This window comes from Candidatus Hydrogenedentota bacterium (assembly GCA_019637335.1).
Taxonomy (GTDB): Bacteria; Hydrogenedentota; Hydrogenedentia; order Hydrogenedentales; family JAEUWI01; genus JAEUWI01.
The window spans coordinates 96577-123332 of the sequence record JAHBVV010000021.1 but is presented as its reverse complement, the minus strand read 5'-3'; the positions used below and the strand labels follow the sequence as shown (position 1 = coordinate 123332).

Below are 26756 nucleotides of genomic sequence, written 5' to 3'. Positions count from 1 at the left end.
CCTTCCAATCTTCGTCCATCATTGGCCGTCCTCGCTTCCTGATGGGAAGTATAGCACGCGGCCTGCGGCGGATTGCAAACAAGTTAGCGCTTATGGGGCGTTGCCCGGGGCTGGGAGCTGCACTGGCCCTTCGGGCCGAAAGAGCAGTCGATACGATTACTCCGACAAAGGCCCCAACCAGCATACATGGGCGGTTCCAGATAATTCGGGCACGGAGAAACGCCTGCGAATAATCCCGTACGCTCAAACCGGATGAGCCGCCAATAAGAAACCGAAATTCAGTTCAACCAGACTTTTCCCAGGTCCGCAGCCAGGCAGCCAAGCAACAAGAAACCTGATTGGCCGCGGAGAACATAGATCAACCTTTCGCCGCAACGAAGGAGTTCTGCCAAAGATCCGCGCGGACACCAACCCGGCTCTCTGGCGCTGCCGGTCTCTACCTCCTATCGGTGGCGTTCTGTGCAAATCCGTGGGAAAAAAGTGTCCTCATTTAAAAGCTCAAAGGCGGACCTGCTATCGCTCCATTTGAGTCTTCGAACCCGGTCAATGGTCTCTCTTATTCGTGTGCATTGGTGTTCATTCGTGGTTAAAAAAACGCGCCGTCACTCAACCACCCACATCATCCGCGTACAAGAAATCACCCTATGCGCTGTCTGCTTGCTCTGCGGTCAAAGCTTCGTCTCTCTTTCTCTTCGTGGTCTTCGTGCCCTTCGTGGTGATCATTTCTTCGGTTGCGGCCAGAGGCTGCACTGTGTTCATTCATGGTTGAAAAACTTCTTTCCTTCAGACGGCTGAACTGTTACGTACGGTCCGCACTCACCCGAGTTGGGCGGTGGCCAACGGCGGATCCGGGGAAAGCCCCGTGGAGCCGCCTGTGGTGGCGAGGATTCGGGCGGTGATGTGGGTGGGATGTTCCACGTGGAACATTCAGCGTTCGCCGCGGCGGCGTAGCAGGTGGAGACTCCCACGCCGCAGGCCGGATTTCGACCAGGCGTCATCAATTTGTTCCACGTGGAACACTTCCGGATCCACTTTGCCCGACGGATCCCCGGACTGGCACACAAACACGCACCCGTCCGGCAGGATCTCCGCCACATCCGCAAGCACCTGGTCCGCGCGTTCAACAGCGCGCGCCGTAATCGCTGCGGGCGGCGTCGGCGGCACATCTTCCGGAAAGCTCCCGCAAATCAGCCTCACATGGCCCAGCGACAGGGCCCCCATGACCTTCCGCAAAAACGATACCTTCTTCGCGCTCCGCTCCATCAGCACAATACGCCGATCCGGCAGGGCCACCGCAAGCGGTATGGCCGGAAAACCGCCCCCGCTCCCGATATCCAGCAGGGTTCCGCCGCGTGGCACGATTTCCCGCACGATCCTGACCAGACTCAGCGAGTCCACCAGGTGGTGGTCTTCCACGCGGGGTAAATCCCCCGCCGACACCAGCGTTACAAAGGCGTTCCACTGCCGCAACAGAAAGACGTATTCCGTGAGCCGGGCGACCTGCGCGTCATCCAGCGAAACATCCAGCGCGGAAACGCGCGCGATCCAATCGGTCGGGGGCATGGGAAATTCTCCGAAAAAAGGGGCAACATCCTGTCACCCATGCTACGAAGAATCGCCCCGGGGCCGCAAGCGCGTGATCGGCGGCGTCCGCCAATTGACTTGCGCATACCCCTGTGCTATCGTGCTGCGCTCAGCCTACACGCACACCTTGCGCCGGGAGTAACACCGTGAAGTACCTAATTCTACTCGGGGACGGCATGGCCGACTGGCCCCTCCCCGATTACGACAACCGCACGCCGATTGAGATCGCGAAGACCCCCGCCATGGACGCCGTCGTCACGCGCGGCCTGACCGGACAGTTCTGCCCGATCCCCGAGGGACTTCCGCCCGGCAGCGATATCGGCAACCTCTCGCTCTTCGGCTACAATCCCCGGGCGGCCTTCCGCGGCCGCGCGCCCATCGAGGCCGCCAACCAGGGTATTCAGCTGGCCGATAACCAGGTGGCCTACCGCTGCAACCTGGTCAATGTGCGAGATGGCCGCATGAAGGACTTCACCGCCGGCCATATCCCCACCGAGGAAGCCGCCGAGATTATTCCGGTGCTCAACGACACCCTGGGCCGGGAATTCCCCGTTCGCTTTCACACCGGCGTGAGCTACCGGCACCTCGCGATTGTCGATGCCTCCGAGGCGGCCACGCTCGACCAGATGGTGCGCATGGAATGCGAGCCGCCCCACAACATCACCGACCAGGAAGTCGCGCCCTGGCTGCCCAGGGGCGATGGGGCCGCCATGATTCACGCAATGATGGCCCGCTCCAGGGAAATTCTGCCGGAACTTGCGGTAAATAAACGGCGCGCGGCGGACGGCAAGCTCCCGGCGAATTCCATCTGGCTCTGGGGCCAGGGCAAGGCGCCGGAAATGGAAAGCTACGCCAGCCGCTTCGGGATCACCGGCGCGGTCATCTCCGCCGTGGACCTGGTGAAGGGCATCGGCGTCTGCGCCGGGCTGGACGTCATCAACGTGCCCGGGGCCACCGGCTGGATCGACACCAACTACGAGGGGAAGGTCCAGGCCGGCCTCAAGGCCCTTGACGATCACGACTTCGTATACATCCACCTGGAAGCCCCCGACGAGACCGCACACCAGGGAAGGGCCGACCTGAAGATTCAGGCCATTGAAGACTTCGACGCCCGGATTGTGGCGCCCTGCCTCGCCTATCTGGATTCGCACCCCGACCTCCGGATTCTGGTGGCGCCAGACCACTTCACCACAATTCAGACGAAGACCCACGCGGGCGGACCGGTGCCCTTTGCGCTGTGCGGGGCGGGGGTGCGCCCGGACACAAACACCGTCTATTCCGAGCGCGCGGCAGCCGCCAGCGGCGTACTCATCGAAGAGGGATACACGCTGGTGGAGCGCCTGATACGCGCGCCTGAGATCGCGTTCTAGTTAACCCCATAAGAATTCCTGTAAACACCGCGCAACGGGTATCCGCCCCGCCCCCGGCGCGCCCCGCATTTCCCATTTCGCCCCTCTTTGTCGTATGATTACGGGCCAACCAGAACAAGGCCTCCCGCACGGCCCCCGCCGCCCGGAGACCAGTCCAGGAGAAGTTTGACGTGGCCCAACGCATCGAAATGTACGACACGACCCTGCGCGACGGCGCGCAGGGCCCCGGAGTGAAGTTTTCATCCGACGACCAGCTGCAGGTCGTTCGGGCGCTGGACGCGCTGGGCATTTCCTACATCGAAGGCGGGCAGCCGGGCTCCAACCCGAAGGCCGTGGAACTCTTCGAGCGCACGCGCGACATGGACCTGAAGCACGCCAAAATGGCCGCGTTCGGAAGCACGCGGAATCCCAAATCCGCCGTGGAAGACGACGCAAACATCAAGGCGCTGCTCAGCGCCGGCACGGAAATCGTCACCATCTTCGCGAAGTCCTCGCCCTCCCACGCGCAGGAAGTGCTCCGGGTCAGCCTGGACGAAAACCTGAAGCTCGTCGAGGAATCGGTCGCATATCTCAGGGCGCAGGGACGCCGGGTGTTTCTGGATGGCGAGCACTTTTTCGATGGATACTTCGAGGACAACGAATACGCCCTGACCGTGCTGGAGTGCGGCTGGAAAGCCGGCGCCGAGGTCCTGATCCTCTGTGAGACGAATGGCGGCCGCCTGCCCCACGACGTCGCCGAAGCAACCCGGGCGGTCTGCGCGCGCCTTCCGAAAGCGCAAGTCGGCATCCACACCCACAACGACTCCGGATGCGCGGTGGCCAACACCCTTGCCGCCGTGCGCGAAGGCGCCGTGCACGTCCAGGGCACGATCAACGGCTATGGCGAACGCACCGGCAATGTCGACCTGTGTTCCGTGATCCCGAATCTACAGCTCAAGATGGGGTACGACGTGGTCACCGCCGAGCAGCTCCAGCAGCTTACCCACACCTCCCACCTCGTGGCCGAGCTCGCGAACATGACCCCGCGCGACCACGCCCCGTTCATCGGCCGCGACGCCTTCACCCACAAGGGCGGGATGCACGCCGACGCGGTCCGCAAGAAAAAAGCCAGCTACGAGCACATCGACCCGGAAAAGGTGGGCAACCGCACCCATATCGCGGTAAGCGAGGTTTCCGGGCGATCAAGTCTCATGCAAAAAGCGGTCGAGTTCGGAATCACGCTCGAGCGCGATGATCCCGCGACAAGAGAAATTTTGAACACGGTCAAATCACTCGAGAGCCAGGGATACGAGTTTGAGGGCGCCGACGCATCCCTGGAGCTCGTCATGCGAAAGGCAACCGGACGCCACCGCAACTTCTTCACCACACTCGCCTTCCACACGCACATCAACCACAGCGCCGAGCACGGCGAGACGACACAGTCCGAGGGCACCGTAAAGCTCCGCCTGCCCGGCGGCGAAGTCCTGCATACCGTCTCCGAGGGCGATGGGCCCGTCGACGCGCTTAACCAGGCGCTTAGGAAGAGTCTGGAACCGATTTACCCCGAACTGTGCGGGGTGCACCTCGATGATTACAAGGTCCGGATCCTGGATGGCCAGCATGCGACCCGGGCGAAAACCCGCGTCTTGATTGAGTCCAGCGACCCGGATGGCGCGTGGAGCACGGTGGGCGTTTCCGAGAATATCATCTCGGCGTCCTACCGGGCGCTGGTTGACAGCATCGAGTACAAGCTGCTGAAGACCCGGGGCCACGCGTAATCACAGGTTCAAGTAGGGCCAAACCGCCAGGCGGGGCTCCCGATCTGCCTGGGAGTGACAACGTTGGAGATAGACCCCATTGAACGTGTTCATTCTGCCCGCCGGGATGCGACCCGCCTCGCAAACCGCGCGCACAAGATCGGCCGCGTGAAACTTCCCCGCCCGCTTTGATACATTGAGCCCCTCCGGGCGGTACAGCGTTCGCCCGGCAAGAAACCGTGGCCCAACCGCACATGGATCCGATGACGACGCAAGAACAGGCGCCCGATTGCCCCCAACGCGACGCCGCCCCGCTGCTCGCAGCGATGCGCAAAGGCGACCCCACAACGTGCCGGGAGTTCGTCGCCTATTTCCAGGGCCCCCTTTTCAACTATCTCTACTGGCTCTCCGGCGATCCGGACACCGCGGCGCAACTTTTCCAACAGACAATGATGTCGGTGTACACAAACCTTCCCCGGGTCCGCAAATCGGGCGCGCCCGATGTCTGGGTGTACCGGCACGCAACGCAACGCTACCTGGACCAGGTCCAGCGCCGCAGCCAGATGCGGCGCGCCACGTGGGACAATATTCTGAAAGGGGGCCTGGACCGCGATCCAGACCGCAAGTGGTCTCAATGGGACGGCGCGCCGCCGGATACCACTGCTGTTCCGCCCGAGGAAACGCCCCGGCTCGTGGAAGCGCTCAAAGCCCTTACGCCCCGCGAGCGCGCGGCCATCCTGCTGGCCGCGACAGCGGATTTCACGCCGGCCGCGCGCGCAAAATGCCTCCACGTATCGCGCCGGGCCGCCGCGCGCCTCCAGCTACGGGCTCTAGCGGCGCTGGCCAGCCAGCTTAACGGTGCGCCGGCCGATTCCGGTCAAACGCCGCGCGGCGCGCGCGACAGGATCCGCCGGCAACAGCTCGGCCTGCTCTCCGCCGCGCGCGCGCGCAAGCTCGATGCGGCCCTGGAAACCAATGAGGCCAGCCAGCGCGTCCGCGATGAAGAGCGCGCGGCTTGGCGGGCGTTCCGCCGGTTACCCAATTTCCTGGCGCCTTCTTCCCTTACCGAGGATACGGAGGCCCATCTCCGGGCCGGCCAGGAAGCGCAGGAGGAGCGAATCGCCACGTGGGGCTTCCGCTTCATGCAGGTGACTGTCCCCATTTTCATCCTGGCGATCATCGCCGTGATCCTCGTCCCCACGATCTCCCGCTCCATCCAGGCCGCCCGGGTGGCGGCCGCGCGGGAAAACCTCGAGGCCATCGGACAGGCGCTGATTGAATACAGCCAGTCGGCGCCAGGCCAGGCCTTCCCGCCCATGGCGGCGGACGTCCCTGGCGCATGGGTCCCCGATCTGCGCCTCCTTTTCCCGCACTACATTCAGGACCCGGCGCTCCTGGTCCGGCCGAGCCTGAACGACCCCGCGCTCGTGAAGGCGATGCGGGACGCGCTGTCGAAGAGCCCGCCGGACTTCGACACCGCCCACCGGCTGCTGGCCCGCTCGTATGTGTACACCGGGTATGTACTGCTCGACGAGAGCGCCCTCGCCGCGTTTAAATCGCTGGTGGAGGGCGCGCCCCCACCCGAGCTGACGGGAGACCTGGAGACGGCGGATCGCGTGCTCCGGCGTCTCAAGAGGGACATCGAGTATTTCTTTGTCACCGATCGGTCCGACCCGCAAGCCGCATCGCGAACCCGGGCGAGAATTCCCATCATGTTCGAAACCACCGGCGCCCGGGTTTTTGGAAGCGACCCGGAAAGCGCAAACGTGCTCTACCTGGACGGCCACGTTGAGTCGCTGCCGTTTGGCAGTCAGTTCCCGGTCACGGTCGGCGTGCGCGCCCTGCTCGAAGATCGCTGAATCCGCGCGCGGAATCGCGTTCCCACCCAGACGCAAAAAGGCCCTCCCGGCCTGTCCGGAAGGGCCTTTGAGTTTATCGAGCAAAACGGCCGCGGGTCGTCGTGCTATTTCACCCAGGCCACCGCGGGCGGCGTCGCGAAATCCGCGTACCGGTCGCCCACCGCCGCCTGCTCCACGTTCCCGCTGTGCACGTAGACCCGGTGCTTGAACGACAGCGTCTCGTTGTTGTTGATCAGATAGTCGCCGTTCTCCATGGGGAGGAGGCCCTGGTTGTGCTCCTTGTCCTTGAAGTAGGAGTACCCGAAGGGGTTCGCCCCCATGAGCCCGTAATTGCGCACGTGCCAGCTGGTCGGATGGCGCAGGTTCGTCGGGTGGTCAAACACGGCCAGGCCGCGCCAGCCCACGCCCGGCAGTTCACCCGAGTAGTCGCACCAGGCGGCGGGCTTGCCCCAGAGCGTTTCCTCGCCCACATCCCCAAGCGCGTTCGTGATCACGCCGTTGTCGTAGGAAAGCTCCGGGCGCATCCGGATCGCGACCATGCCGCCCTCTTTCGTGTCGTGAAACATAACCGCGCCGCGGTCGGCTTTAAAAGTCAGGAAGCAGTCCACAAGCCGCCCGCTCTCCGGCGTGGCGTAAAAGCGGTACTCCCGCTCCTCGGTCAGCAGCGGGTTATGGTTCTTATCCGTCCAGACGTTCGTGGCGCGGACCCAGCCGTAGGCGTCGCCCGAACCGAAGGTCACTTCGCCGCTGTGCTGAAAGCCCGAATTGGCGCCCTCCGCCCAGCAGTCCCAGATCTCCGGATCGGCGCCGTCCCGCCCATTCACGAGGCTGATCTCGCCGTAGGCCGCGTAAAACGACTTGTGGTGCGGGTGGTCCTTGCCTTTGTCGCCCTCCTGCTCGCCCATCGGCCAGTCGCGCGTGACGCCAACCTGGCCCTCCGCGTTGACGGGCCAGAGGAACGGCTTCTTCCACTCATTCGTATAGTGGTAGCTCGTGAAATGGACATCGTCGATGAATACATCCACAATGGGCTTCTCGCCCTGTTGTTTCACCACCACGCGCGGCGCGATGGAGGGCGTCGCCTCCTCGACCTTGACGGTGTACGTGTGTTCCGTGCCCGGCATGGCCCCTTCGGGAATGAATACGAACTCGCCATTCCGAACCGTGGCCGGGAATACCTTGCCGGTCTTCATTTCCTCCACCAGGACCCGGCCCTCCGGCGCGGCGCCCTCGTAGGGTAGCGCCAGCGGCGCGTTCAGCACCTTCGTATCGCCGGCCTTCAGTGTTATCTGCGAGCCGGCCAGGTCCGCCGCGCCCGCCAGCGGCGCGATGATCGACAGCGCGAGCGCGCACCTGAGTATCCCTTGCATCCGTACATCTCCTGGTTCGCCTTCACGCCCGGCAGGAGCCCGGCGCCGCGCCGGAGCCCTGCAACGGCCAGGCGCGGGAGAAGAAGGCAAGCTGTAATACCAACAAATACCGCAGTGAAATCAAAGCGCCACTCTAGCACAACCCGCCCGGAGGTGCAACGCCCCACCCAAAAGAAGTATCGTTATGCCCGGTTTCCGGCGGCAGCTCCGGCGCGCCGCCCCAGGCCACCGAAAGGACACCGAATGCACCACTACCTGCCGCGCGCCGCGGCGCTGATGGCGGCCCTCTGCTGCGCGATCACTTCCGCCGCGGGCAGCCCCAATTCCATCTTTACACGGGACGCATCACCCCGCGCCACCGGATTCCTCGACAAGACCGTCGACGCCCAGGGACAGCAGTCCCGTTACGCGCTCTACGTGCCCGACAACTACTCCCCAAAGCGGGCCTGGCCCCTCATCGTGTTCCTGCACGGCGCCGGTGAGCGGGGGGACGACAATCTCCGCCAGACCGAAGTGGGGATCGGGCGCGCCATCCGGCTCCACCGGGAATGGTTCCCGGCCCTCGTCCTGATGCCCCAGTGCCCCAAGGATCGCTTCTGGGACGCCGCGATTCCCGCCATTGAGGCCGCCATCGCACAGACCCGGTCGGAGTACCGGGTGGACGACCGGGCGATTACACTGACCGGCCTCTCCCTCGGCGGCTACGCCACCTGGATCTGGGGCGCCCAACGGGCCGACCTCTTCGCCGCACTGATGCCGATATGCGGCGGTGGCGACCTCGAACAGCTCAGCAAGCGTTTCCCGGCGCGCACACTGGCCGCCTTCGGCGCCATGGATTCACGCGTCCGGAACTTGGCCACCCTCCCGATCTGGGCATTCCACGGCAGTGACGACGACGTGGTTCCGCAAGAACGATCCGCGGAAATGGTTGCGCGTGTGAATGCGGCGGGCGGCGACGTCCAATACACGGTGTTTCAAGGCGCCGGACACAATTCGTGGGACCAGGCCTACGGCGACAGGCGCCATATCCGCTGGCTGCTCAAGCAGCGCAAAAAATAACGTGGGCGCGCCATGAGCCACGAGGAAAACCTTCTGTTTGCGGCTTTCGCGGTGCAGCTATCCCTCGCCCCGCTCCCCCAGACGCTCGAAGCCACCGCCGCCTGGGCCGCAGAACCGAGCCTGACCATTCCCGAGCGCCTTCTCGCGAGCAACGCAATCACCCGTGAGGGGCGCGATACGCTTGGGGAAATGGTCGCGCAGGCTGTGGCGCAGGCCGGCGGCAACGCGGTCGCCGCGCTCGAAGCGGCCATCCATCCCTCGCTCGCCTTTGGGCGCTACGTGGAGCGAGCCGCCCTGGCCGATGCGGCGCGAAGCGGCGCGAGCACCCTCCCCGCCGGTACGGCGGAAGCCTCCAGGGACCTGGCCGACGCCCTGATTCACGAAACGCCGGGCCGCTACCGCGGCGACAGCGAATACGCCCGCGGCGGCATGGGCCGGGTACTTCTGGTCCACGACACCCACCTGGGCCGCGATATCGCGATGAAGGAATTGCTCCCCAACGTCTCCCACAGCAGCGACACCCTCTCCATGGCCGCGGAGAGCCCGGTCCGGCTCTCCGTCCCGCTCGTCCACCGTTTCCTTCAGGAAGCCCGAATCACCGGACAACTTGAGCACCCTTCCATCGTGCCGGTGTATGAGCTGGGCCACCGCCCGGGCGGACAGCTCTATTACACGATGAAGCTGGTCCGTGGCGAGACCCTTGCCCGCGCCATTCGGCGGGATGGCGGCTGGCAGGCCCGCCTGGCGCTGTTGCCCCATTTCGTCGATCTCTGCCAGGCCATCGCATATGCCCACAGCCGCGCCGTGCTCCACCGGGACATCAAGCCCTCGAACGTGATGGTCGGAGAATTCGGCGAGACGGTCGTCCTGGACTGGGGTCTCGCGAAGGCGCGCGGCGTTGAGGACGTGCATGAGAAAGGTTTCGCCGAGGCGATTGGCGCGCTCAACCTGGGAGGAGAGGAAGGCCTCGCACAGACCGAATACGGGCAGATCGTCGGCACCCCGGCGTACATGCCGCCGGAGCAGGCCCTCGGACACCTCGAACGCGTCGATGAACGCTCCGACGTCTACTCGCTCGGCGCCGTCCTCTACGAAATCCTCACCGGCAACACACCGCATTCCGGCGCAAATAAAATGGAGCTTCTCGCCCGGGTCCAGAGCGGGCGGCCCGAGCCCGTGCGCAGCCTGGAGCCCGAGGCCCCGCCGGAACTCGCGGCGATCTGCGAAAAGGCCCTCCGCGCGGATCCCGAGAAACGCTACCAGACCGCCCGCGAACTCGCCGAGGATGTGCAGCGCTTCCTGGCGGGAGCCGTCGTCGGCGCGTACGCCTACTCCCCCTGGCAGAATCTACAACGTCTGTATCGCCGCCATCGCACCGCCGTGCGCGTCGGGATGGCCGCCGCCGCAATTCTGGCCGGCGGTCTCGCCTACTACAACATACGGCTCCACCAGTCGCACGAAGCGGAGCGCCGCCAGCGCCTCGCGGTGGAGGAGCGAAACACGCTGTTGCGCGAGGAGGCCTATGCCTCCAGCGTGATTGCCGCGCACTCGTACCTCGCCGAACTCAATTCCGAACGGGCGCTGGAATACCTGGATCGCGCCCCCGAGGGCTTGCGCGGTTGGGAGTGGGGAGCAATGCGGCACGCCAGCAGCAAACTGCTCGCCGACGCGCCCCACGATCCGCTGAAAGTGGGTACGGTCCAGTCGCTCCGGTGCCTCTTCAGCCGCGATGACCACCTGGTGCTTTCAAAATGGAGTTCCCATGGCGCCATAACCATCTATGATCGAAAGCGGGGCGAATACGTTTATTACAGCCCGCTCGACACCTTTCAGGGCTTTCCCGGCGCAACCGGTTTCGGGCCGGATCCCGGCCATTTCACCGCGGGTCTGAGCTATACAACAGCGGTCTACTTCAATTGGGAAGAGGACCGGATTGTCCGGGAATTTCACAGCGTCGGCGGCGCATGGTTGTTCCATTTTCTTGTCGACGAGAGCGGCCGCTACGCCGCGGGCATTACCTGCGACCGGGAATCCGGCGCCCGCGCCCTGTTGGTCTGGGACTTCCAGACCGGCGCCGTGCGGCAGCACCATGATCTGAAGCCGTGGACCCATCCGGGCTATGACGGCGTCAACGAGCTATACCGTCAATTCTATGACTTGGTTCTGAATAATGTTGGCAATGTCGCGGGCTTCCTGGAGAACCCGCCACGGGTCATCTTTTCCGACGATGACTTGTGTACACTCGACCTGGATACCGGGTTGATCGCGCGGAAAATGGCAGTGCTGCCCGGCACGGTCGACCTCGATCCCGCGCGGGAGTGGGCAATATTTGTCCGCCCCGATGGCTCGGTGGGACAGTGGGATCTGAACCTCGATCAGCCGCTGCCCGACCTTTCGGGAGCCACCGGGGCCAGGGGTGTCGTGTACGGCGGCCAAGATCGGCTCCTGGCCGGGATCCGCGAGCAGGGAGAGCGGTGGAGCATATGGGATGCGCAATCTGGAGAGCTTATCGAACAGCACCAGTCCCACACGCTTTCCCTGAGCGGGCTGGACATTGCCAACACCGAGCCGGTGGCGGCCACACTCAGCCAAAACAGCCATCTTAAGTTCTGGCGCATTCGAGATACGCCCTACATGAGCCGGATTCCGTTCAGGGACGAAAACGGCAAGCCGCTTGCGCATGACATCCCGGATCCATACAGTTCCCCATTTCGTGGCTATGCCGTGCATCCGGATCGCAACCGGCTCGCCACGCTGGCGGATCTCTCCGAAATCAGGCTGTGGCGGATCCCGGAAATGGCGCTGGAGCGGCGCTGGAACACCGGCGGCAGCCAGGTGCTCGAGATCGCCTTCAGCCCCGACGGGAGCATGATGGCGACGGCGCATTTCGATGGCTTTGCGCGCGTTTGGGCAACCGAAGGCGGCGCGCTCATCCGGGAATTTCCACCGGAGGCCGAAGAGGCCTGTTACACGGCCGCGATCGCCCCCGGTAACGCGGTGATTGCGCTTGGCTATGGTGACCGCAGTACGGTGGATGCGGCGCAGACCCCCGCACTGTTCTGCAGCCTCGAGACAGGCGCCTTGATCGACCGCGCCGACCTGGCCGGCAATCGAATCAACGATCTCGCCTGGAGCCCCGACGGCGCCCTGTTGTTTGCGGGCGTCTGGGGCCTGAACGGCTCCACGGACCATTCCTTCGTCGTCTACCGAAACGGCGACTGGAGCGCGCCCGCCGCACGCGTGGATGGGCTGGGATGGGGCCACCATGTGGAATTCGATAGTGGCCACCACGCGTTGCTCTACGGTGGAAACTTTAATCCCGTCTACTTCGACTGCGACACCCTGCAACGCGTATACGAGCACCGCGGCTCCCACGCGATGACGGTGGCGTTCCATCCAGAAGGCGACCGCTTCGTTACTACGGAGCACTCGAAGCACCAGGCACATATCCACCGAGCGAGTGACGGACGCGTGCTCGCCACCTTGAACCGGGTTATCGGGCCGGCGTTCTTCTCCGCCGACGGGATGGAACTTTATACCCTGACACCCAACGGCCAAGCGCGTATATTCCGGGCGGAGCCGTGGCGATGAATCGAACCGGTGATTCGAGGCGACTCGGGTGCGGGGCCGGCCGGAAGATCAACTCCCTGAAACGCGCGCGAGGGCTTTGTCGATATTCGTCTCGTAAATCTTCTTCAGTATTTCAGGCGGCAGGTTGAGCCCACGAAGCTCTCCGTAAACGTTGGACTTGCTCCCGTAGGCGTACCCGGAGCCCGCGGCGGCCATCCAGAACGTGTAGTGATCTTTTTCGTGCACGTCGCGGCAGGCCCGGATGACGGAAGCGATCCAGGGTTCCGTCTTTTCCTTGTTGCCGGTCACCACCATATCGGTGCCCCAGATGATCTTGTCCTGGTAACGCGCGTAGAAATCCTGGAAGAATTCGACGTTTGCGGATACCTTTTCCAACCCGCCAACCAGGATTTCACGGGTCCCGAAACTGCTGTCGACGTACACATTCGGGTAGGTGTCCAGCATCCAGGCCACGTCCTTCATCACCTGGCCGTCCGGCTGCCAGAATCCCACGCCAAAATGCGGAATGATCGCCGTGAGGTTGGGATACTTTTCGAGCACGCGAAAGAGTTGCTTCGAGTATTTCGCCATGTTCACGTGCCACAGAATCGGCAGCCCGATCTCTTCACAATACGCGTACACGGGCATCATCACCGGGTCGTCCAGCGGCTTCTCGTAGAAATTGCTGTGCCCGTTGTAAAGTTTCAGCCCCATCGCGCCCTCGGCCACATAGCCCTTGAGCAGCTCCACCTTGTCTTCGTCATTCGGGTGCATGGTCACAAACGGGATGACCTTCCCGGGGTGCTGTTTCGCCGCCGTGAGAACTTCCTTCGAACTCCAATCGTTCAGCTTCTCCGGATCGCCGCTTGTGCCCATGAACGTGAATTCCGAACTCGCGACAAAAAGCGTTCGCGTCACCCCGAGCGTCTCCGCCGCCTTCAGGTACTTGTCCAGATGCTTGAGCATGTAAAGGTGATCGTGGCCATTGGTGATGCGGTAAACGTTCTCCAGCGGCGTATTGGGCGGGGGCGCGGACGCGGATCCTCCCCCAGGAACACCGCGCAACTGCTCCTGGAAGTAGGTCCAGGTGATGATGTTCGTGCCCAGCAGCGCCACCACAAGCAGGCTTGCCATCAGCTGCACGAAGTTTACGGGTGGCCTGGCGCCGTTTGCGCCGGTCTCGCTTTCTCGATTATCGGACATTCCTGTCAACTTCTCCGGTGGGTTCAAAATTCGACCGCCATGCGCAGCCTTCGATGATACGCGAACACATGCTTCGGGTCCAATGGAAAAAAACGCTTGCAATTCCCGCCCGAATGCGGGATTATGGTGGACCGTAAGCGCATTCGGATGGGAACAGCTTTCGCGCTTGTCGCACTTTGCGAATTCCACTCCCGCCCTCTATAATGGCGCTTCCCCATGGGACCAAGAGGAGGAGAACGACCCTGTGAGTGCCCACAAGAAGGGCGCCGACGCCGGCGAAAAGCTCGTCAAGCAGGAGCTGATCACGCGCGATGAACTGCTTCAGGCCCAGAAAGCCGCGGAGAGTTCCGGCACGCCCTGGTATATGCAGTTGCTCCGTTCGCGCAAGGTTTCCTTTAGCGCGGTCGAGGACATGTTGCGTTTTGAATTCCACTCCAAGGCCACCCGAACGGCCCAGGCCAATATGGGCGAAACCCTGGTGGACATGGGTGCGATTACGAAGGCCCAGCTCGATGAAGTCCTCAAGCTTCAGAAGAAAAAGGGCCGGCTTCTCGGCAATCTGCTCCTTGAGATGGGCTATGTAACACGCGAGGACATCGCCAAGGCGTTCAGCCGCCAGCACGACTTGCCGTATGTGGCCCTCGGCAAGGCAAAAAGCTCGCGTGAAGCGCTCGAGGCCATTCCGGAGAGCATTGCCCGGAAAAACGAGATTATTCCCACATCCATAGACACCGACTCCCTCGAAGTCCTGATCGTGAGCCCCCACGCCCTCGAGCATTTGAACGCGGCGGAAATCCTACTGGGACGCCGGATCATCGCCAAAATCACCGCCTGCGACGATATCAAGGCCGAATTAAAAAAACGCTACGCAATTCTCAATAAACCCGGCGGCGAGAGCGCTCCCGTGCTGGCGCGAACGCCGGTAAAACGCGTCGATTTGACGCACGCCGCGGAAATCCCCAAAATCGTTGAAGCAACACCCGTTATGGAGAGCAACACTGTGGACACGACCGAGGAATACGAAGTGGGGGGCGAACGCGAAACTGCCCGTTTTGAAAGCATTGCCCGGGCCGCCTCAGGCAGTTCGGTCATTCAGATGGTCAGCACGATCATCGAGGGCGCCGTGAATTCCGGCGCCACCGATATCCACCTGGATCCCCAGGAGCCCGAGATGCGCGTACGCTACCGCATCGACGGCGTGCTCCATGACATCATGAGTATCCCCGAAGAACTCGAGGCCGCCGTCGTTTCAAGAATCAAGATTATCGCCGATCTGGATATCACCGAGACCCGGCACCCGCAGGACGGCCACATCAGTCTGGAAGTTGGCGAACGTGAATTCGACGTTCGCGTGGCCACGCTGCCGACCTTCCTCGGAGAGCGCGTCGTCTTGCGCCTCCTGGATCAGTCTTCCGTCCTCTCCGGCATACGCGATCTCGGCCTCGAGGCCGACGACGAGGAAACCCTGCTCCGGCTCATCGAGCAGCCGTACGGCATGATCCTGGTCACCGGCCCCACCGGCAGCGGAAAGACCACCACCCTATACGCCGCCCTGAATCAGAAGAACGTCATGACCGACAGCATTGTGACGCTCGAAGATCCAGTGGAGTATCAGCTCTCAGGCATCAACCAGGTGCAGATCGATACGGATATCGACGTCACCTTCGCCAATACCCTGCGCGCCGCCCTGCGCCAGGACATCGACGTGTTGCTGGTCGGCGAAATTCGCGACGCCGAGACCGCGCGCATCGCGGTGCGAGCCGCAATGACGGGACACCTCGTCTTCAGCACGCTCCACACAAACGACGCGCCCGAGGCCATCGCAACCTTGCGCAACATGGATGTGCCGGCCTACCTGATCTCCAGCGCCCTTACCGCCATTGTCGGCCAGCGCCTCGTACGCACTATCTGCCAGGAATGCCGAACCGCTTTCAAACCGCCGGCGACACTCCTGAAGTCCCTCGGCCTGCCGGCAACCACGAAGAAGCTGTATCGCGGCAAGGGCTGCGACGCCTGTTATCACACCGGAAATTTCGGACGCACCGGCATCTTCGAAATCCTGGAAATCAACGAACCGATTCGCAAACTCATCGAAGACGAGGCGGGTACGGACGAAATAATGAAGGCCTCCAAGCTCAAGACCATGGCGATGCGGTGCCGGCAGAAGGTCAAGGACGGGATTGTGAATCCCGAGGAATTCCTGCGCGTAATCCGAACCTGACAGAGTCCCGTTTACCGGCCCATACCGCTATAATCTGCTACGCTAGGGGCTGTGGAAAACATGTGAATAAACTCGTTCCAACCCGAGATTACACAGCGCGCCGTATGACAGCATGACCGATACAAGCTATTGTAATTCATAGAGTTATAAACACATACGCTTGAACTGGATCCGGTGAGACAACGTTTCTAAGTAACTGAAAATAAATGACTTAACAACGGCGTGCAGTTCCATTGAACGCGCGCCGTTGTTCCTTGGACGCCGCTGAACCCCCGCGAATTGGATAGGATACAAAACAGAACCGGAGCACAGGTTTTCGGGTTTCCGGGGCTGTGGATAACCCCGCCACCACGGTGGAAAAGTACGCTCAACCGGCCTGTGTATAAGATCTTCATAACCCCTGAAAAACCGATCCAGTTATCCACAAACAGACCCGGCCTGAGATGTCCGCGATCGGGGCTCCGCGTGGGTTGTGGGGACAAGCGTGGATAACGTCCCGGGTTATCCAAGTTTTTTTCCACGGGCTAAATGACTATAATTACGGCGTTTGGGGAGGTTATCCCCGCTATCCCATCCCCTATTAAGACTATGACGTTTTTTATATCTAAATTCGTTCTTATATACTAAGCATCACTTATCCACACCCCAGGACATGGAGAACCAGAATGAAGATTACGATCCCGCGACAGGATTTGTTCGATGCTGTCAACAAGGTGAAGAGCGTCGTCTCGTCCAAGTCTGCGCTGCCCATCCTCTCGCACATCCTTATCGAGACCGGAGAGGCCTGTGTGAAGCTTGCGGCTACGGATCTCAAGGTCAGCATCGAATGCACCGTGGATTGCCTTGTGGAGCAACCTGGGGCGCTCACGGTGTCGTCGCAGCGCGTATCCTCCATGCTCGGTGAAATGCCCGACGAAGACATTACGCTCCACCTCATGGACAACAACGTCATCGAGATCACCTGCGGGAAGATCGAGACGCGTCTGTTCAGCATGTCGCCGGATGAATTCCCGCCGATCCGCAATTTCGAGGGCATCGAGCCGCTTTCGTTCAAACAGGGGCAGTTGAAGAAGCTGTTTCAGCGATCGTCCTTCGCCATCTGCAACGATCAGGCGCGCTACAACCTCACGGGGCTGCTTTTTGAGATTGCGGGCGGAAAGGTGACCGTCGTCGCCACGGATGGCCGCCGCATGAGCCTGAATCGAGATTCGGAAGCCGTTCCCGAGGAAAAGGAAGCCAAGGTCATCATCCCGTCGAAGATGATTCACGAGCTCGAACGCCTCCTGGACGACGACGCGCCGGTCGAGGTGTTATTGGACGAAAGCCAGATCGCCTTTGTATTCAACAACCTCCGCCTGGTGTCGGCGCTCATCGAGGGAACCTTTCCAAACTACAACATGGTCATTCCGGCCAAGCACGACAAGGAAATCATTGTTAATACCGATCGCTTCATGGAGGCCATGCGCCGCACCCGCACAATGACGAACGAAAAGTTCAATTCGGTGCGCTTCAGCTTTGGAAAGGGCCTCCTGGGGCTGAAGGTGGTGACGCCGGAAGTCGGTGAATACGAGGAAGAACTGCCCGTCGAGTACGATGGCGAGGTCGTGGAAATCGCCTTTAACCCGGACTTCGTGCTCGATGTGCTTCGGCGCGTCGATTCGGACCAGGTGGTGCTCGTGGTGAAGGACGCCATGAGCCCGGGGATACTGAAGCCGTGCACCGACGCGCCGGACGACAGCTACGTGAATGTGATCATGCCCATCCGAATCTGACGCCGGATGGCAATCCCGGCGCGAACGCCCGATCGACATACTTCGCGGAAGTCCACTTCAACGGACTTCCGCGTTTTTTTCTGCTGGTCGTCCTGCGGCCTCATGACGCTCAAGATATTGTGCGGGGATGTATAGCTTCGCCGCCCGAAGGGGTGTGGAAAACATGTGTATAAGTCGGTATGGATGGTGTGCTGATGTGGATAAAGTCGGTCCTGGCCAGATCGAAGTACAGTAATTTTTCGTATATAAACACTTTATTTTAAATTGTTTATGTTTATATGCCTGAAAATATATTCAACAACCCGGCCACGCTGAAAAAAAAAGTGGAGCCTGTGGATAACTTCGGGAGAGCGGCGAAAAACCGGTTTTTCGAGGCTTCTCCCGGTCAATACAACATATAGCGTGTTCGTCGCTGGAACAGCCCGCATTCCGTACCTCACGAAGAGTATACGCGCCTCGATTCAGGTCGAAATTTCCGCATGCAATGGGGTAGGCTCAAGTGCTCCGGCTGGAAACCGGCCGGGATCGGAGGAATGAGCAATGCCCACCCGCACGTTGACCCGCCGCGCGTTTATAGCGGCCACCACGACTTCGGCGCTTTCGGCCTGTCAGACCGCGACCGCGAACACGGCCCGTGTTGTGCCCGGGAAGATATCGCCCAACGAGAAGCTGAATATCGCCGCGGTCGGAATTGGCGGAATGGGCCGCAACAACATTGCGGCCTGCGCGGCGACCGAAAACATCGTCGCTCTGTGCGATGTGGACAGCGCCCATGCGGAGCGGATCTTCAATCAATATCCCGGCGCTGCGCGGTTCGTGGATTACCGGAAGATGTTCGACGATGCCGCGGATCAATTCGACGCGGTCATCTGCGCGACGCCCGACCATACCCACGCTGTAATCTGTATGGCCGCGATCCAGCACGGGAAGCATCTGTTCTGCCAGAAACCCTTGGCGCACACCCTGCACGAGGTGCGCGCCATTACGCTGGCCGCGCGCGAAGCGGGAATCCAGACGCAAATGGGGAATCAGGGCCGATCTTCCAACGAGATCCGCCGCGTAAAGGAGTGGGTTGACGATGGCGCCATCGGCCCGGTGCGCGAGGTGCTTGCGTGGAGCGATCGTCCGGTGGGCGGTGATCCCTGGTCGGACTTTCCGATTATGGCGCGCCCGTCGGACGCGCCGCCGGTCCCGGCCTCGCTCGATTGGGATCTGTGGATTGGACCGGCGCCGATGCGGCCATACCACCCCATATACCATCCGCTGAGCTGGCGCGGGTTCTACGATTTCGGCACGGGCCCCCTGGGCGACATGGGTTGCCACATCCTCGACCCCGCCTTTTATGCGCTGGAGCTGGGCCATCCCGCCTGGGTTCAGGCCGCTACCACCCATTACGAGCCGGGAATCCAGGAGGAGACCTATCCGCGCGCGTGCGTCGTCACCTATCAGTTTCCCGCGCGCGGGTCGAAACCGCCCGTGAAGCTTACGTGGTATGACGGGCGTCTCAAGCCGCCCATCCCCGATATGTTGCCCGGGGATATCGACCTGCCCAACAACGGCGCGCTCCTCGTGGGCGACAAGGGCGTCATTTTGCACAAATCCCATGGAGCCGGCGGAGCCCAGATACTTCCGGAATCGCGCCGGGCCGAATACCCGGATCCCGATCCGACAATTCCGCGCGTGGAACAGACCAGCGCCCCACACGAGCACGACTGGCTTCGCGCGTGCAAGGATGGCCGTCCGGCTTCGTCGAATTTCGAGTATGGGGGCCCGCTGACCGAAATGGTGCTCGCGGGCGTGCTGGCGATCCGCATGAAGGATCGCCGCCTGGATTGGGATGGCGAGGCGTTGCGGGTAACGAATGTACCCGACGCAAACATCCTGGTGAATCCGCCCTACCGGGATGGTTGGTCGCTTTGAGGGTCTGAACCAGCCGCCTGGTCGCCCTCGTAAAGCGCCAGTACGCGCTGCTTCAGGCCGTCCGCAGTGAGTTCGGCGGCCGCGATTGGCGTTCCGATTCGAAGCGTTACGCGCGCCCAGATCCACCGCAGGGGATTGCCCTTCATCGCCCGTCCGCGCTCGCGGCTGAAGTAGCTCCCCCAGAGCCCGGAAAGCGCGATCGGGACAACCGGCGCCGGATTCCGTGCGACAATGCGTTCGATGCCGGCGCGAAACTCGTTGAACTTGCCGTCCCGCGTGATCTGCCCCTCCGGAAAGATGCACACGACTTCGCCGTTGGCGAGGGCCTCGGCGATGGTTTCGAACGATTGCTTAAGCACGGCGGGCGCTTCCTTTCCCGAGGCAATGGGAATGACCCGCGCGCCTTTGAAGAGCCAGCGCGCAACGGGCAGCTTCAGGAAACTGTGGTGCATAACGAAGCGGGCGGGACGACGGCAGGCGCCGGCGATCAGCAGCCAGTCGACAAAGGTGACGTGGTTGCTCGCAAGGAGAACCGGGCCGGTGTCGGGGATATGGTCTTCTCCCTCAATCCGCAGCCGGTAAGAGACGTTGGCGAGCAGATAGCACAGCAGCCGGTAGAGGAATTCGGGGATCAGCAGGTAAATGTACAGCGCGATGGCGGCGTTCATCAGCGCGAGCACACCGAAGATGTAGGGAACGGGCACGCCGATCTGATGCTGCGCGATCAGGAACACCGCGGAGAGCACCATGAAGATGGCGTTGATGACGTTGCTGGCGGCGATGACGGCCGCGCGCTGCCCCGGCGCGGAGCGCTGCTGGATCATCGCCATGAGCGGCACGATATAGCAGCCCCCGAAGACCGCGAGCAGGAAAATGTCGATGCTGATTCTCAGGCCGCTCCACTGGGACAGGAAGGACGAAAGGGTAAAGGGATCCGCGAGCACGGGCGCGCCGGCGATGAAGAGGTCGAGGAGGAAGATCGTAATGCCGATAGAGCCGATGGGCACCAGCCCCAGTTCCACCCGCCCCCGCGAAAGGCGCTCGCAGATCAACGATCCCGCGCCAATGCCGATGGAGAAGGTGGCCAGAAAGAAGGTTACGAGGGCTTCGCTGCCGCCCAGGTAAACCTTGGAAAAATCCGGAAACAGCGCAAGCAGACTGGCCCCGGTGAACCAGAACCAGGCGATGCCAAGTATGGGCAGGTAGATCACGCGCTCGCCGGCCGCGGCGGCCATGATGCGCCACGTTGCGCGGGCCGGATTCCACTCCATCTGCTTGCCGGGATCCGCGGGCTTCAGCGGTTGCAGGAAGAACGTCACAAGCCAACCCGCCGCGGCTGTGGCGAGGACCAGCCCGCTCACCCACAGCGCCCCGTTTTCCCGCGCGATGAGCACGCCGCCCGCGATCGTCCCCAGGAGGATCGCCAGAAAGGTGGACATTTCCACCAGCGCGTTTCCGCCGATGAGATCGCGATCCGGCAGCAGCTCGGGAAGTATGCCGAACTTGATGGGACCAAAGAATGCCGACTGGGTCCCCATCAGGAACAAGACGCCAATCAGGAGGTCCAGCCGGCCCGCGTACAACCCGGCGGCGGCGATGCCCATGATTCCGATCTCGGCCAGCTTTATCCAGGGGATCAGGCTCGTTTTCGACCAGCGGTCCGCCATTTGTCCGGCGATGCCCGAAAACAGGAAGAAGGGCAGAATAAACAGCCCGCCGCAAAGCGCCACGGTGGACGCCGGGCTCAAACCCGCAATACCCGTTGCGCGGAAGGTCACGAGTATTACGAGCGCATTCCTGAAGACGTTGTCGTTAAACGCGCCCAGGGCCTGCACCCAGAAGAGTGGCGCAAAACGGCGCTGCCCGAGTAGTGGCCAAGCGTGCATGGGCAAGGGCTCCTTCCCGTGTTGTCACGTACTCACCGCAAGATTCTATCACAATATTGTTAGATATTCAACAGTTAGAATGAAATTCACCCGCCTGGAACGCAACGCCCGGCGCCGTGCTATCATCCCGCACAACCCGGCCTCAAACCGGCTCGCGGAAGGTCGTGTGTGAACCCTAGCTTAACAGAATCCGTCTCGCCTCGCCCCCTGTTGGGCTGGTTTCGTTTCCTGATGCTGCTGCTCTGGACGGGCCTGATCTGGGCCGTGCGCGTTGGATTCTGGCCGCTGATCTGGGTCAACGAGGCCGCGGATCGCCGGGGGCGCCGTTGGATCCTGCGTGTATGGGGTTGGGGCTTCCGGAAGCTCGCCATGGCCCGCATCCGCGTTCACGGCCCGCTTCCCTCCCCGCCGTTCTACCTGGTGGCGAACCATCTCAGCTACCTCGACATCTTCGTGCTGTCCTCGGTGCTGGGCACGACGTTTGTCGCGCGCGGCGATCTGGCGTTGTGGCCCGTGATCGGCTGGATCACGCGTTCCCTTCACGTGCTGTTCATCAACCGGGAACAGCGCCAGGACGCCGTGCGCGTGAACGAGCAGATCGCGCACACCCTGCGCCAGGGGGATGCGCTCGTGGTGTTTGCCGAGAGCCGTATCTCGCGGGGGCTCGCGGTGGAGCCGTTCAAGTCCGCGCTCATCCAGCCCGCGATAGACAGCGGTTTCCCGGTGCACTTCGTAACGATTAACTACGACACCCCGTATACCGATCCGCCGCCTTCGCGGATCGTGGGATGGTGGCGTCCCGAGCCGTTTTTCCGCCATGTCCGGCGGCTCCTGCTCTACCCGGGGTTTGACGTGGAGCTATGTTTTGGCGCGGAGCCGATGGCGGGCACGGATCGCAAGGCGCTCGCGGGGGCGTTGCACGAGGCCGTCGCGGCGCGGTATAAGCCGCTTCGCTGACTGGCGGCGTGACATGGGACATCGCAGACAGGAATATGCACTACTATCCGTCAATTTCTTGTTTATTCTGCAAGTTCTTCCATTCAAAATCCATATAACCAACTGTTGTAAAAGAATTTACGAAGCGAAAGCTCCAGGGAAAATTCCCGGGCCGTTCCGCAAGTTTCATGGTCGAAGTCCTTTTCTTGCCCACGGATTACACCGCTGACACGGATTGAAGCGACACGCGAACCAAACAAGAAAAAGCCGCCCCCCAACCAATCAACCCCGCTACAATTCCGATGCTGAACAATCCGAACAGGCTGCCTTGGAAACAGCACGCTGGCGCTGACAAGCCCCAACGACCGGAACCAATTGCTATCCGTGTCATCAGTGCAATCCGTGGGCGCAATTCTTGATCGCGGTCAAAGGACGCGCGGAGTCCGTTCGCGGTTCAAACAAACCTTTTGTGTTCTCTGTGCTCTTTGTGGCTCCCGATCCAATCTCCCCGCGCATCAACCCCGCATCCCGACACGGATCAATTCCACACACCTTCGCATGCCCCCCTTCAAATACTTCTTCTCTTCGTGGCCTTCGTACTACTATCCGTCGTTTTCTTGTTTTTCTGCAAGTTCTTGCGCGCAAAATCTCCATAACAATCTGTTGTAAAAGCATTTACGAATTGGAAACTCCAAGGAGAATTTCCGGGCCGTTCCGCAAGTTTCATGGTCGAAATTCTTTTCTTGCCCACGGATTACACCGATGACACGGATTGAAGCGACACCCGAACCAAACGAGAAGAAGCGGCCCGCTAACCAATCAACCCCGCTACAATTCCGATGCTGAACAATCCGAACAGGCCACCTTGGAAACAGCACGCAGCCGCCGGCACACCTCAACGACCGAAATCATTTTCTATCCGTGTCATCTGTGCAATCCGTGGGCACAATTCTTGATCGCCGCCCGCAGCTGCTCCCGATGCATTCGCGTGCATTGGTGTTCATTCGTGGTTAAGAATGCGCTCTCGATCATCCACCCAATCCATCTGCCTACAAGAAATCACCCTATGCGCTCTCTGCGTTCTCTGCGGTCAAAGCTATTCTCTGTTTTTCTTCGTGACCTTCGCGCCCCTCGTGGTGATCATTTCTTTGGTTGCGGCCAAAGGCTGCGCTGTGTAATCCGTGGTCAAAACTCCAGAACGCGGCGAAAGACCACGCGGAGTCGATTCGCGCTCACTCGCGGTTCAAACAAATCTTTTGTGTTCTCTTTGCTCTTTGTGGCTCCCGATCCAATCTCCCCGCGCATCAACCCCGCATCCCGACACGGATCAATTCCATACACCTTCGCATGGCCCCCCCTTCAAATACTTCCTCTCTTCGTGGCCTTCGTGGTGATTATTTCTTCGGTTGCGGCCAGAGGCTGCGCTGCGTCCCTTTCAGGCTGATTGAAGGATCCACGCCGCGCCCGCTATGCTATTGCCCGAGCCTGGAAATGCCAGCGACGTCCAACCACGGTGGCGCGAACCCGCGCCGGGAAGAGAGAAACGACACATGGGAACACTTGCATTGAACGGCGGCAAGGCCGTCACGCCGAAATCGAAAACCTGGGCCGGCTGGCCCGTGAGCGACGCCGCGGACGTGGAGTTGGTTGCAAAAATCACGAAGAGCAACAACTGGTCATATGACGGCGCCCACGAGTGGGAGTTCGCGGAGAAATTCACCGCCTATCAAAAAGCCAAGTTCGGCCTGTGCTGCGCGAACGGCACGGTGGGCATCCAGCTGGCCCTCGAGGCCCTGGGAATCGGCGCCTACGACGAGGTGATCGTGCCCGGGATGACGTGGCAGGCCACCGCCGCCGCGTGCGTGGACGTAAACGCGATTCCAGTGCTCGCGGACGTGGAGCCGGACACCTGGAACCTCGATCTCGACCACGTCGAGTCCCTGATCACGAAAAAAACGCGCGCGATCATCGTGGTGCACCTCTACGGCTGCATGACCGACCTGACGCGCCTGGCCGCTATCTGCAAGAAGCACAAGCTGTTCCTTATCGAGGATTGCGCGCACCAGCACGGCAGCTTCTGGAAAGGGAAGGGCGTGGGATCCTTCGGCGACGTGGCCTCGTTCAGCTTCCAGGAGTCCAAGGTGATCTCCTCGGGAGAGGGCGGCTTCAACATGTGCAAGACGAAGGAAATGTTCTACCGCCTCTACAGCCTGCGGAACTGCGGGCGCCCGTATGAGGCGAGCCCCGTGGTTTTCGGCCTGAAAAAGCCGGCGGCGCACGACACGACGCTGCAATCGGGCAACTACCGGCTTACAGAGTGGCAGGCGGCTATTCTGCTGGGCGCGCTCAGGCGTCTGGACGGGCAGGTGAAGGAGCGGGACGCGAACGCGATCTACCTCAACAGCCAGCTGGCCGAGATTCCGGGAATTCTTCCGATGCGGCGGCGCAGGGAAGTGACCCAGCAGAGTTACTTCAATTTCAGCTTCCGGATCGATACGAAGGAACTGAAGGTAACGAACGCGCAGTTCTATGCGGCGCTGAACGCCGAGCTCAACACGAACGGTTTCGAAGCGCCCTACCAGCCGCTGAACCAGTGCGTGCTGTACAAGCCGCGGACGAAGGTCCGCCACAAGCTGGATGCGGCGTACTGGAAGGCGATCGATCCGGCGCGACACAAGATCCCGGTGTGCACGGACGCGCACAAGAATTCCGGGGTGACCGTCCACCACCGCTTGCTGATGAACACCCAGAGCGACATGGATCTGGTGGCGAAGGCGGTTCGCAAGGTGGTCGACAATATCGGCGAGTTGCGGAAGTCCGTTCCGTCGAAGAAGAAGGCCTACAAGTCGCGCCCGAAGTGATATAGAGCCATTCAGCGAGACAAAACGAGCCGCCCCGCATGCTGCTATGCGGGGCGGCTCTTGCGTTAAATCGGGACTGTGCGCCTTACGGCTGGCAATTCCCATATGGGGTGGTTGTGCAGTAATCGTAGGGTTCATACAGGCATTCGCCCGGGTTATAGCATCTCAGGTCATTGCTCTTCTGAAGCAGGACCCGCGTGGCGTTCCTCTGCTGAAGAATCAGCTCATATTCCGATTGTGTGTAGGTGGGCTTGGCCGGGTCCGGCGCGCTGGTATACAGGGCCTTCAGCGTTCGATCCCGGTTCTTCGTCAGAAACACATCGATCGCCGCGCCGGCCTCCGCGTGATCCCAGGTGTGCAGCATGAAGGGCAGGCAGAGCTCCGGCTTCACGTCGAGCATGCGCTGGAAGGCGATCAATACTTCCCGGGGAGCGTCCGGATCGGAATAGACCTCGCGAAGGGTAAGCCCCGCCGGCGCGCCCGGGCTGCCCAGGTAGGCCAGAATCTCATCGATAGCGGCGCTCACCCGATCCCGCTCCAGCGCCGTGAACCAGTAGCCGTTGTCCGCTTCGATCCGCCGCTTGAAGTGCGGCAACACCTGGTCATCGCCCATGGGCAGGTCGAAGAAGTCCCCGTAGGTGAGGCCGTCCATGAGGTACGCCATCGTGTTGATTCGCACGTGGACGTCCTTGTAGAGCACCGCGTTCTCGGGCGCCACGCAGGAGCGAACATCCCAGCGGCTGTCCGCGGGATCGCTGATGTAGCCCGGCGCGGGCGGCTTCCAGATGCCGCGCAGTTCGACCAGCAGCCCGGCCCGCCGCGCCCGAACCATGACCCCGTTGAACGCCGCGCGCCACGCCACCGCGGGCTGCCGGTCGTACAGGTCGATCAGGGTGTGCCGATCGCCAATCAAGTCGAGCAGCGCGTCCAGCGCGCCCGCCGCACGGGCCGGATCATAATCGGCCTGCACAAAAGGCACGCAGACCTTCGGCGTTGCGGCGTCTACCTGCGCCAGCGCCGCCATAATCTCCGGAAACTCGCTGCCGGGCCGCGTCGCAATCGTATACAGGGTAAGGCCCGGATCCGCGGCCTCCAACGCGGCCTCCACGGCCTGCAGGGCTCCAAGCAGGCGCTGCTGCTCCGCGTGCGTCAGCAGCTTTTCCGAAACCATGCCGGGGCGATCGGTGTTCGCAAGCAGGGCGGCGACCGTCTCCCGCGCGGGGTTGTGGTAGATCCCCCGCAGGGGCAGGCCCTGCAACGCGTTGCCCATGACCGCCACCCGCTGGTGGGTCTCCCGGTAGCGCCCGTAGTGATCCGGCCCCAGCCGCCGGAGTGACTGCTCAATGTCCCAGATGGTGCTGCCCGTATGTGTTGCCATGCCGTGTTCCTTCCTGTTTGTCCTGCTGCCG

At 61.8% G+C, this 26756-nt stretch carries 15 protein-coding genes; 10 read left to right on the top strand and 5 right to left on the bottom strand.

Annotation, left to right across the window (positions count from 1 at the left end; translation table 11 throughout):
• Positions 1-927: 927 nt before the first annotated feature.
• Positions 928-1563 (bottom strand): class I SAM-dependent methyltransferase, encoded by a 636-nt coding sequence (locus KF886_19405; protein MBX3179529.1) that lies wholly within the window; start codon positions 1561-1563, stop codon positions 928-930.
• Positions 1564-1730: 167 nt separating this feature from the next.
• Here KF886_19405 and KF886_19400 point away from each other — a divergent pair, with 167 nt between their 5' ends.
• The 3 genes from KF886_19400 (at position 1731) to KF886_19390 (ending at position 6549) form a co-directional block, all read left to right on the top strand.
• On the top strand, positions 1731-2954 hold the full coding sequence (locus KF886_19400; protein ID MBX3179528.1) for a cofactor-independent phosphoglycerate mutase: 1224 nt from the start codon (positions 1731-1733) through the stop codon (positions 2952-2954).
• 188 nt (positions 2955-3142) lie between these two features.
• The gene (gene cimA, locus KF886_19395) at positions 3143-4711 is read left to right on the top strand and encodes a citramalate synthase (GenBank protein MBX3179527.1); all 1569 of its coding nucleotides are present in this window, start codon (positions 3143-3145) and stop codon (positions 4709-4711) included.
• 242 nt (positions 4712-4953) lie between these two features.
• Positions 4954-6549 carry a hypothetical protein gene (locus KF886_19390; protein ID MBX3179526.1) on the top strand — a complete coding sequence of 532 codons (1596 nt, stop codon included), beginning with the start codon at positions 4954-4956 and terminating at the stop codon, positions 6547-6549.
• A gap of 104 nt (positions 6550-6653) precedes the next feature.
• Here KF886_19390 and KF886_19385 read toward each other — a convergent pair whose 3' ends face one another.
• The gene (locus KF886_19385; GenBank protein ID MBX3179525.1) at positions 6654-7919 is read right to left on the bottom strand and encodes a PmoA family protein; all 1266 of its coding nucleotides are present in this window, start codon (positions 7917-7919) and stop codon (positions 6654-6656) included.
• 243 nt (positions 7920-8162) lie between these two features.
• On the opposite strand from KF886_19385, the gene KF886_19380 reads away from it, so the two are divergent.
• Positions 8163-8978 carry a prolyl oligopeptidase family serine peptidase gene (locus KF886_19380; GenBank protein MBX3179524.1) on the top strand — a complete coding sequence of 272 codons (816 nt, stop codon included), beginning with the start codon at positions 8163-8165 and terminating at the stop codon, positions 8976-8978.
• A gap of 12 nt (positions 8979-8990) precedes the next feature.
• Entirely contained in the window at positions 8991-12569 is a 3579-nt protein-coding gene (locus KF886_19375) for a protein kinase (protein MBX3179523.1), read from the top strand.
• Between the two features lie 48 nt (positions 12570-12617).
• Here KF886_19375 and KF886_19370 read toward each other — a convergent pair whose 3' ends face one another.
• Positions 12618-13751 carry an amidohydrolase family protein gene (locus KF886_19370; GenBank protein MBX3179522.1) on the bottom strand — a complete coding sequence of 378 codons (1134 nt, stop codon included), beginning with the start codon at positions 13749-13751 and terminating at the stop codon, positions 12618-12620.
• Positions 13752-13995: 244 nt separating this feature from the next.
• Here KF886_19370 and tadA point away from each other — a divergent pair, with 244 nt between their 5' ends.
• From tadA to KF886_19355, 3 genes are all read left to right on the top strand, one after another.
• A complete protein-coding gene (tadA, locus tag KF886_19365; GenBank protein ID MBX3179521.1) occupies positions 13996-15972 on the top strand; it encodes a Flp pilus assembly complex ATPase component TadA in 1977 nt (658 codons plus the stop codon).
• 665 nt (positions 15973-16637) lie between these two features.
• A complete protein-coding gene (dnaN, locus tag KF886_19360; protein MBX3179520.1) occupies positions 16638-17744 on the top strand; it encodes a DNA polymerase III subunit beta in 1107 nt (368 codons plus the stop codon).
• Between the two features lie 540 nt (positions 17745-18284).
• Positions 18285-19664: a Gfo/Idh/MocA family oxidoreductase gene (locus tag KF886_19355; GenBank protein MBX3179519.1), complete on the top strand. Its 1380-nt coding sequence runs from the start codon at positions 18285-18287 to the stop codon at positions 19662-19664.
• Here the strand turns inward: KF886_19355 and KF886_19350 are convergent.
• Positions 19640-21550: an MFS transporter gene (locus KF886_19350; protein MBX3179518.1), complete on the bottom strand. Its 1911-nt coding sequence runs from the start codon at positions 21548-21550 to the stop codon at positions 19640-19642. The two genes, KF886_19355 and KF886_19350, sit on opposite strands and share 25 nt — an antisense overlap.
• 168 nt (positions 21551-21718) lie before the next feature.
• Here KF886_19350 and KF886_19345 point away from each other — a divergent pair, with 168 nt between their 5' ends.
• Complete coding sequence (locus tag KF886_19345; GenBank protein ID MBX3179517.1) at positions 21719-22507, top strand: 1-acyl-sn-glycerol-3-phosphate acyltransferase; 789 nt, start codon at positions 21719-21721, stop codon at positions 22505-22507.
• Positions 22508-24036: 1529 nt separating this feature from the next.
• On the top strand, positions 24037-25347 hold the full coding sequence (locus KF886_19340) for a DegT/DnrJ/EryC1/StrS family aminotransferase (GenBank protein ID MBX3179516.1): 1311 nt from the start codon (positions 24037-24039) through the stop codon (positions 25345-25347).
• An 85-nt stretch (positions 25348-25432) separates the two neighbouring features.
• Here the strand turns inward: KF886_19340 and KF886_19335 are convergent, their stop codons facing one another.
• Positions 25433-26725, bottom strand: coding sequence for a hypothetical protein (locus KF886_19335; protein ID MBX3179515.1), 1293 nt, complete (start codon positions 26723-26725; stop codon positions 25433-25435).
• Positions 26726-26756: the final 31 nt, after the last annotated feature.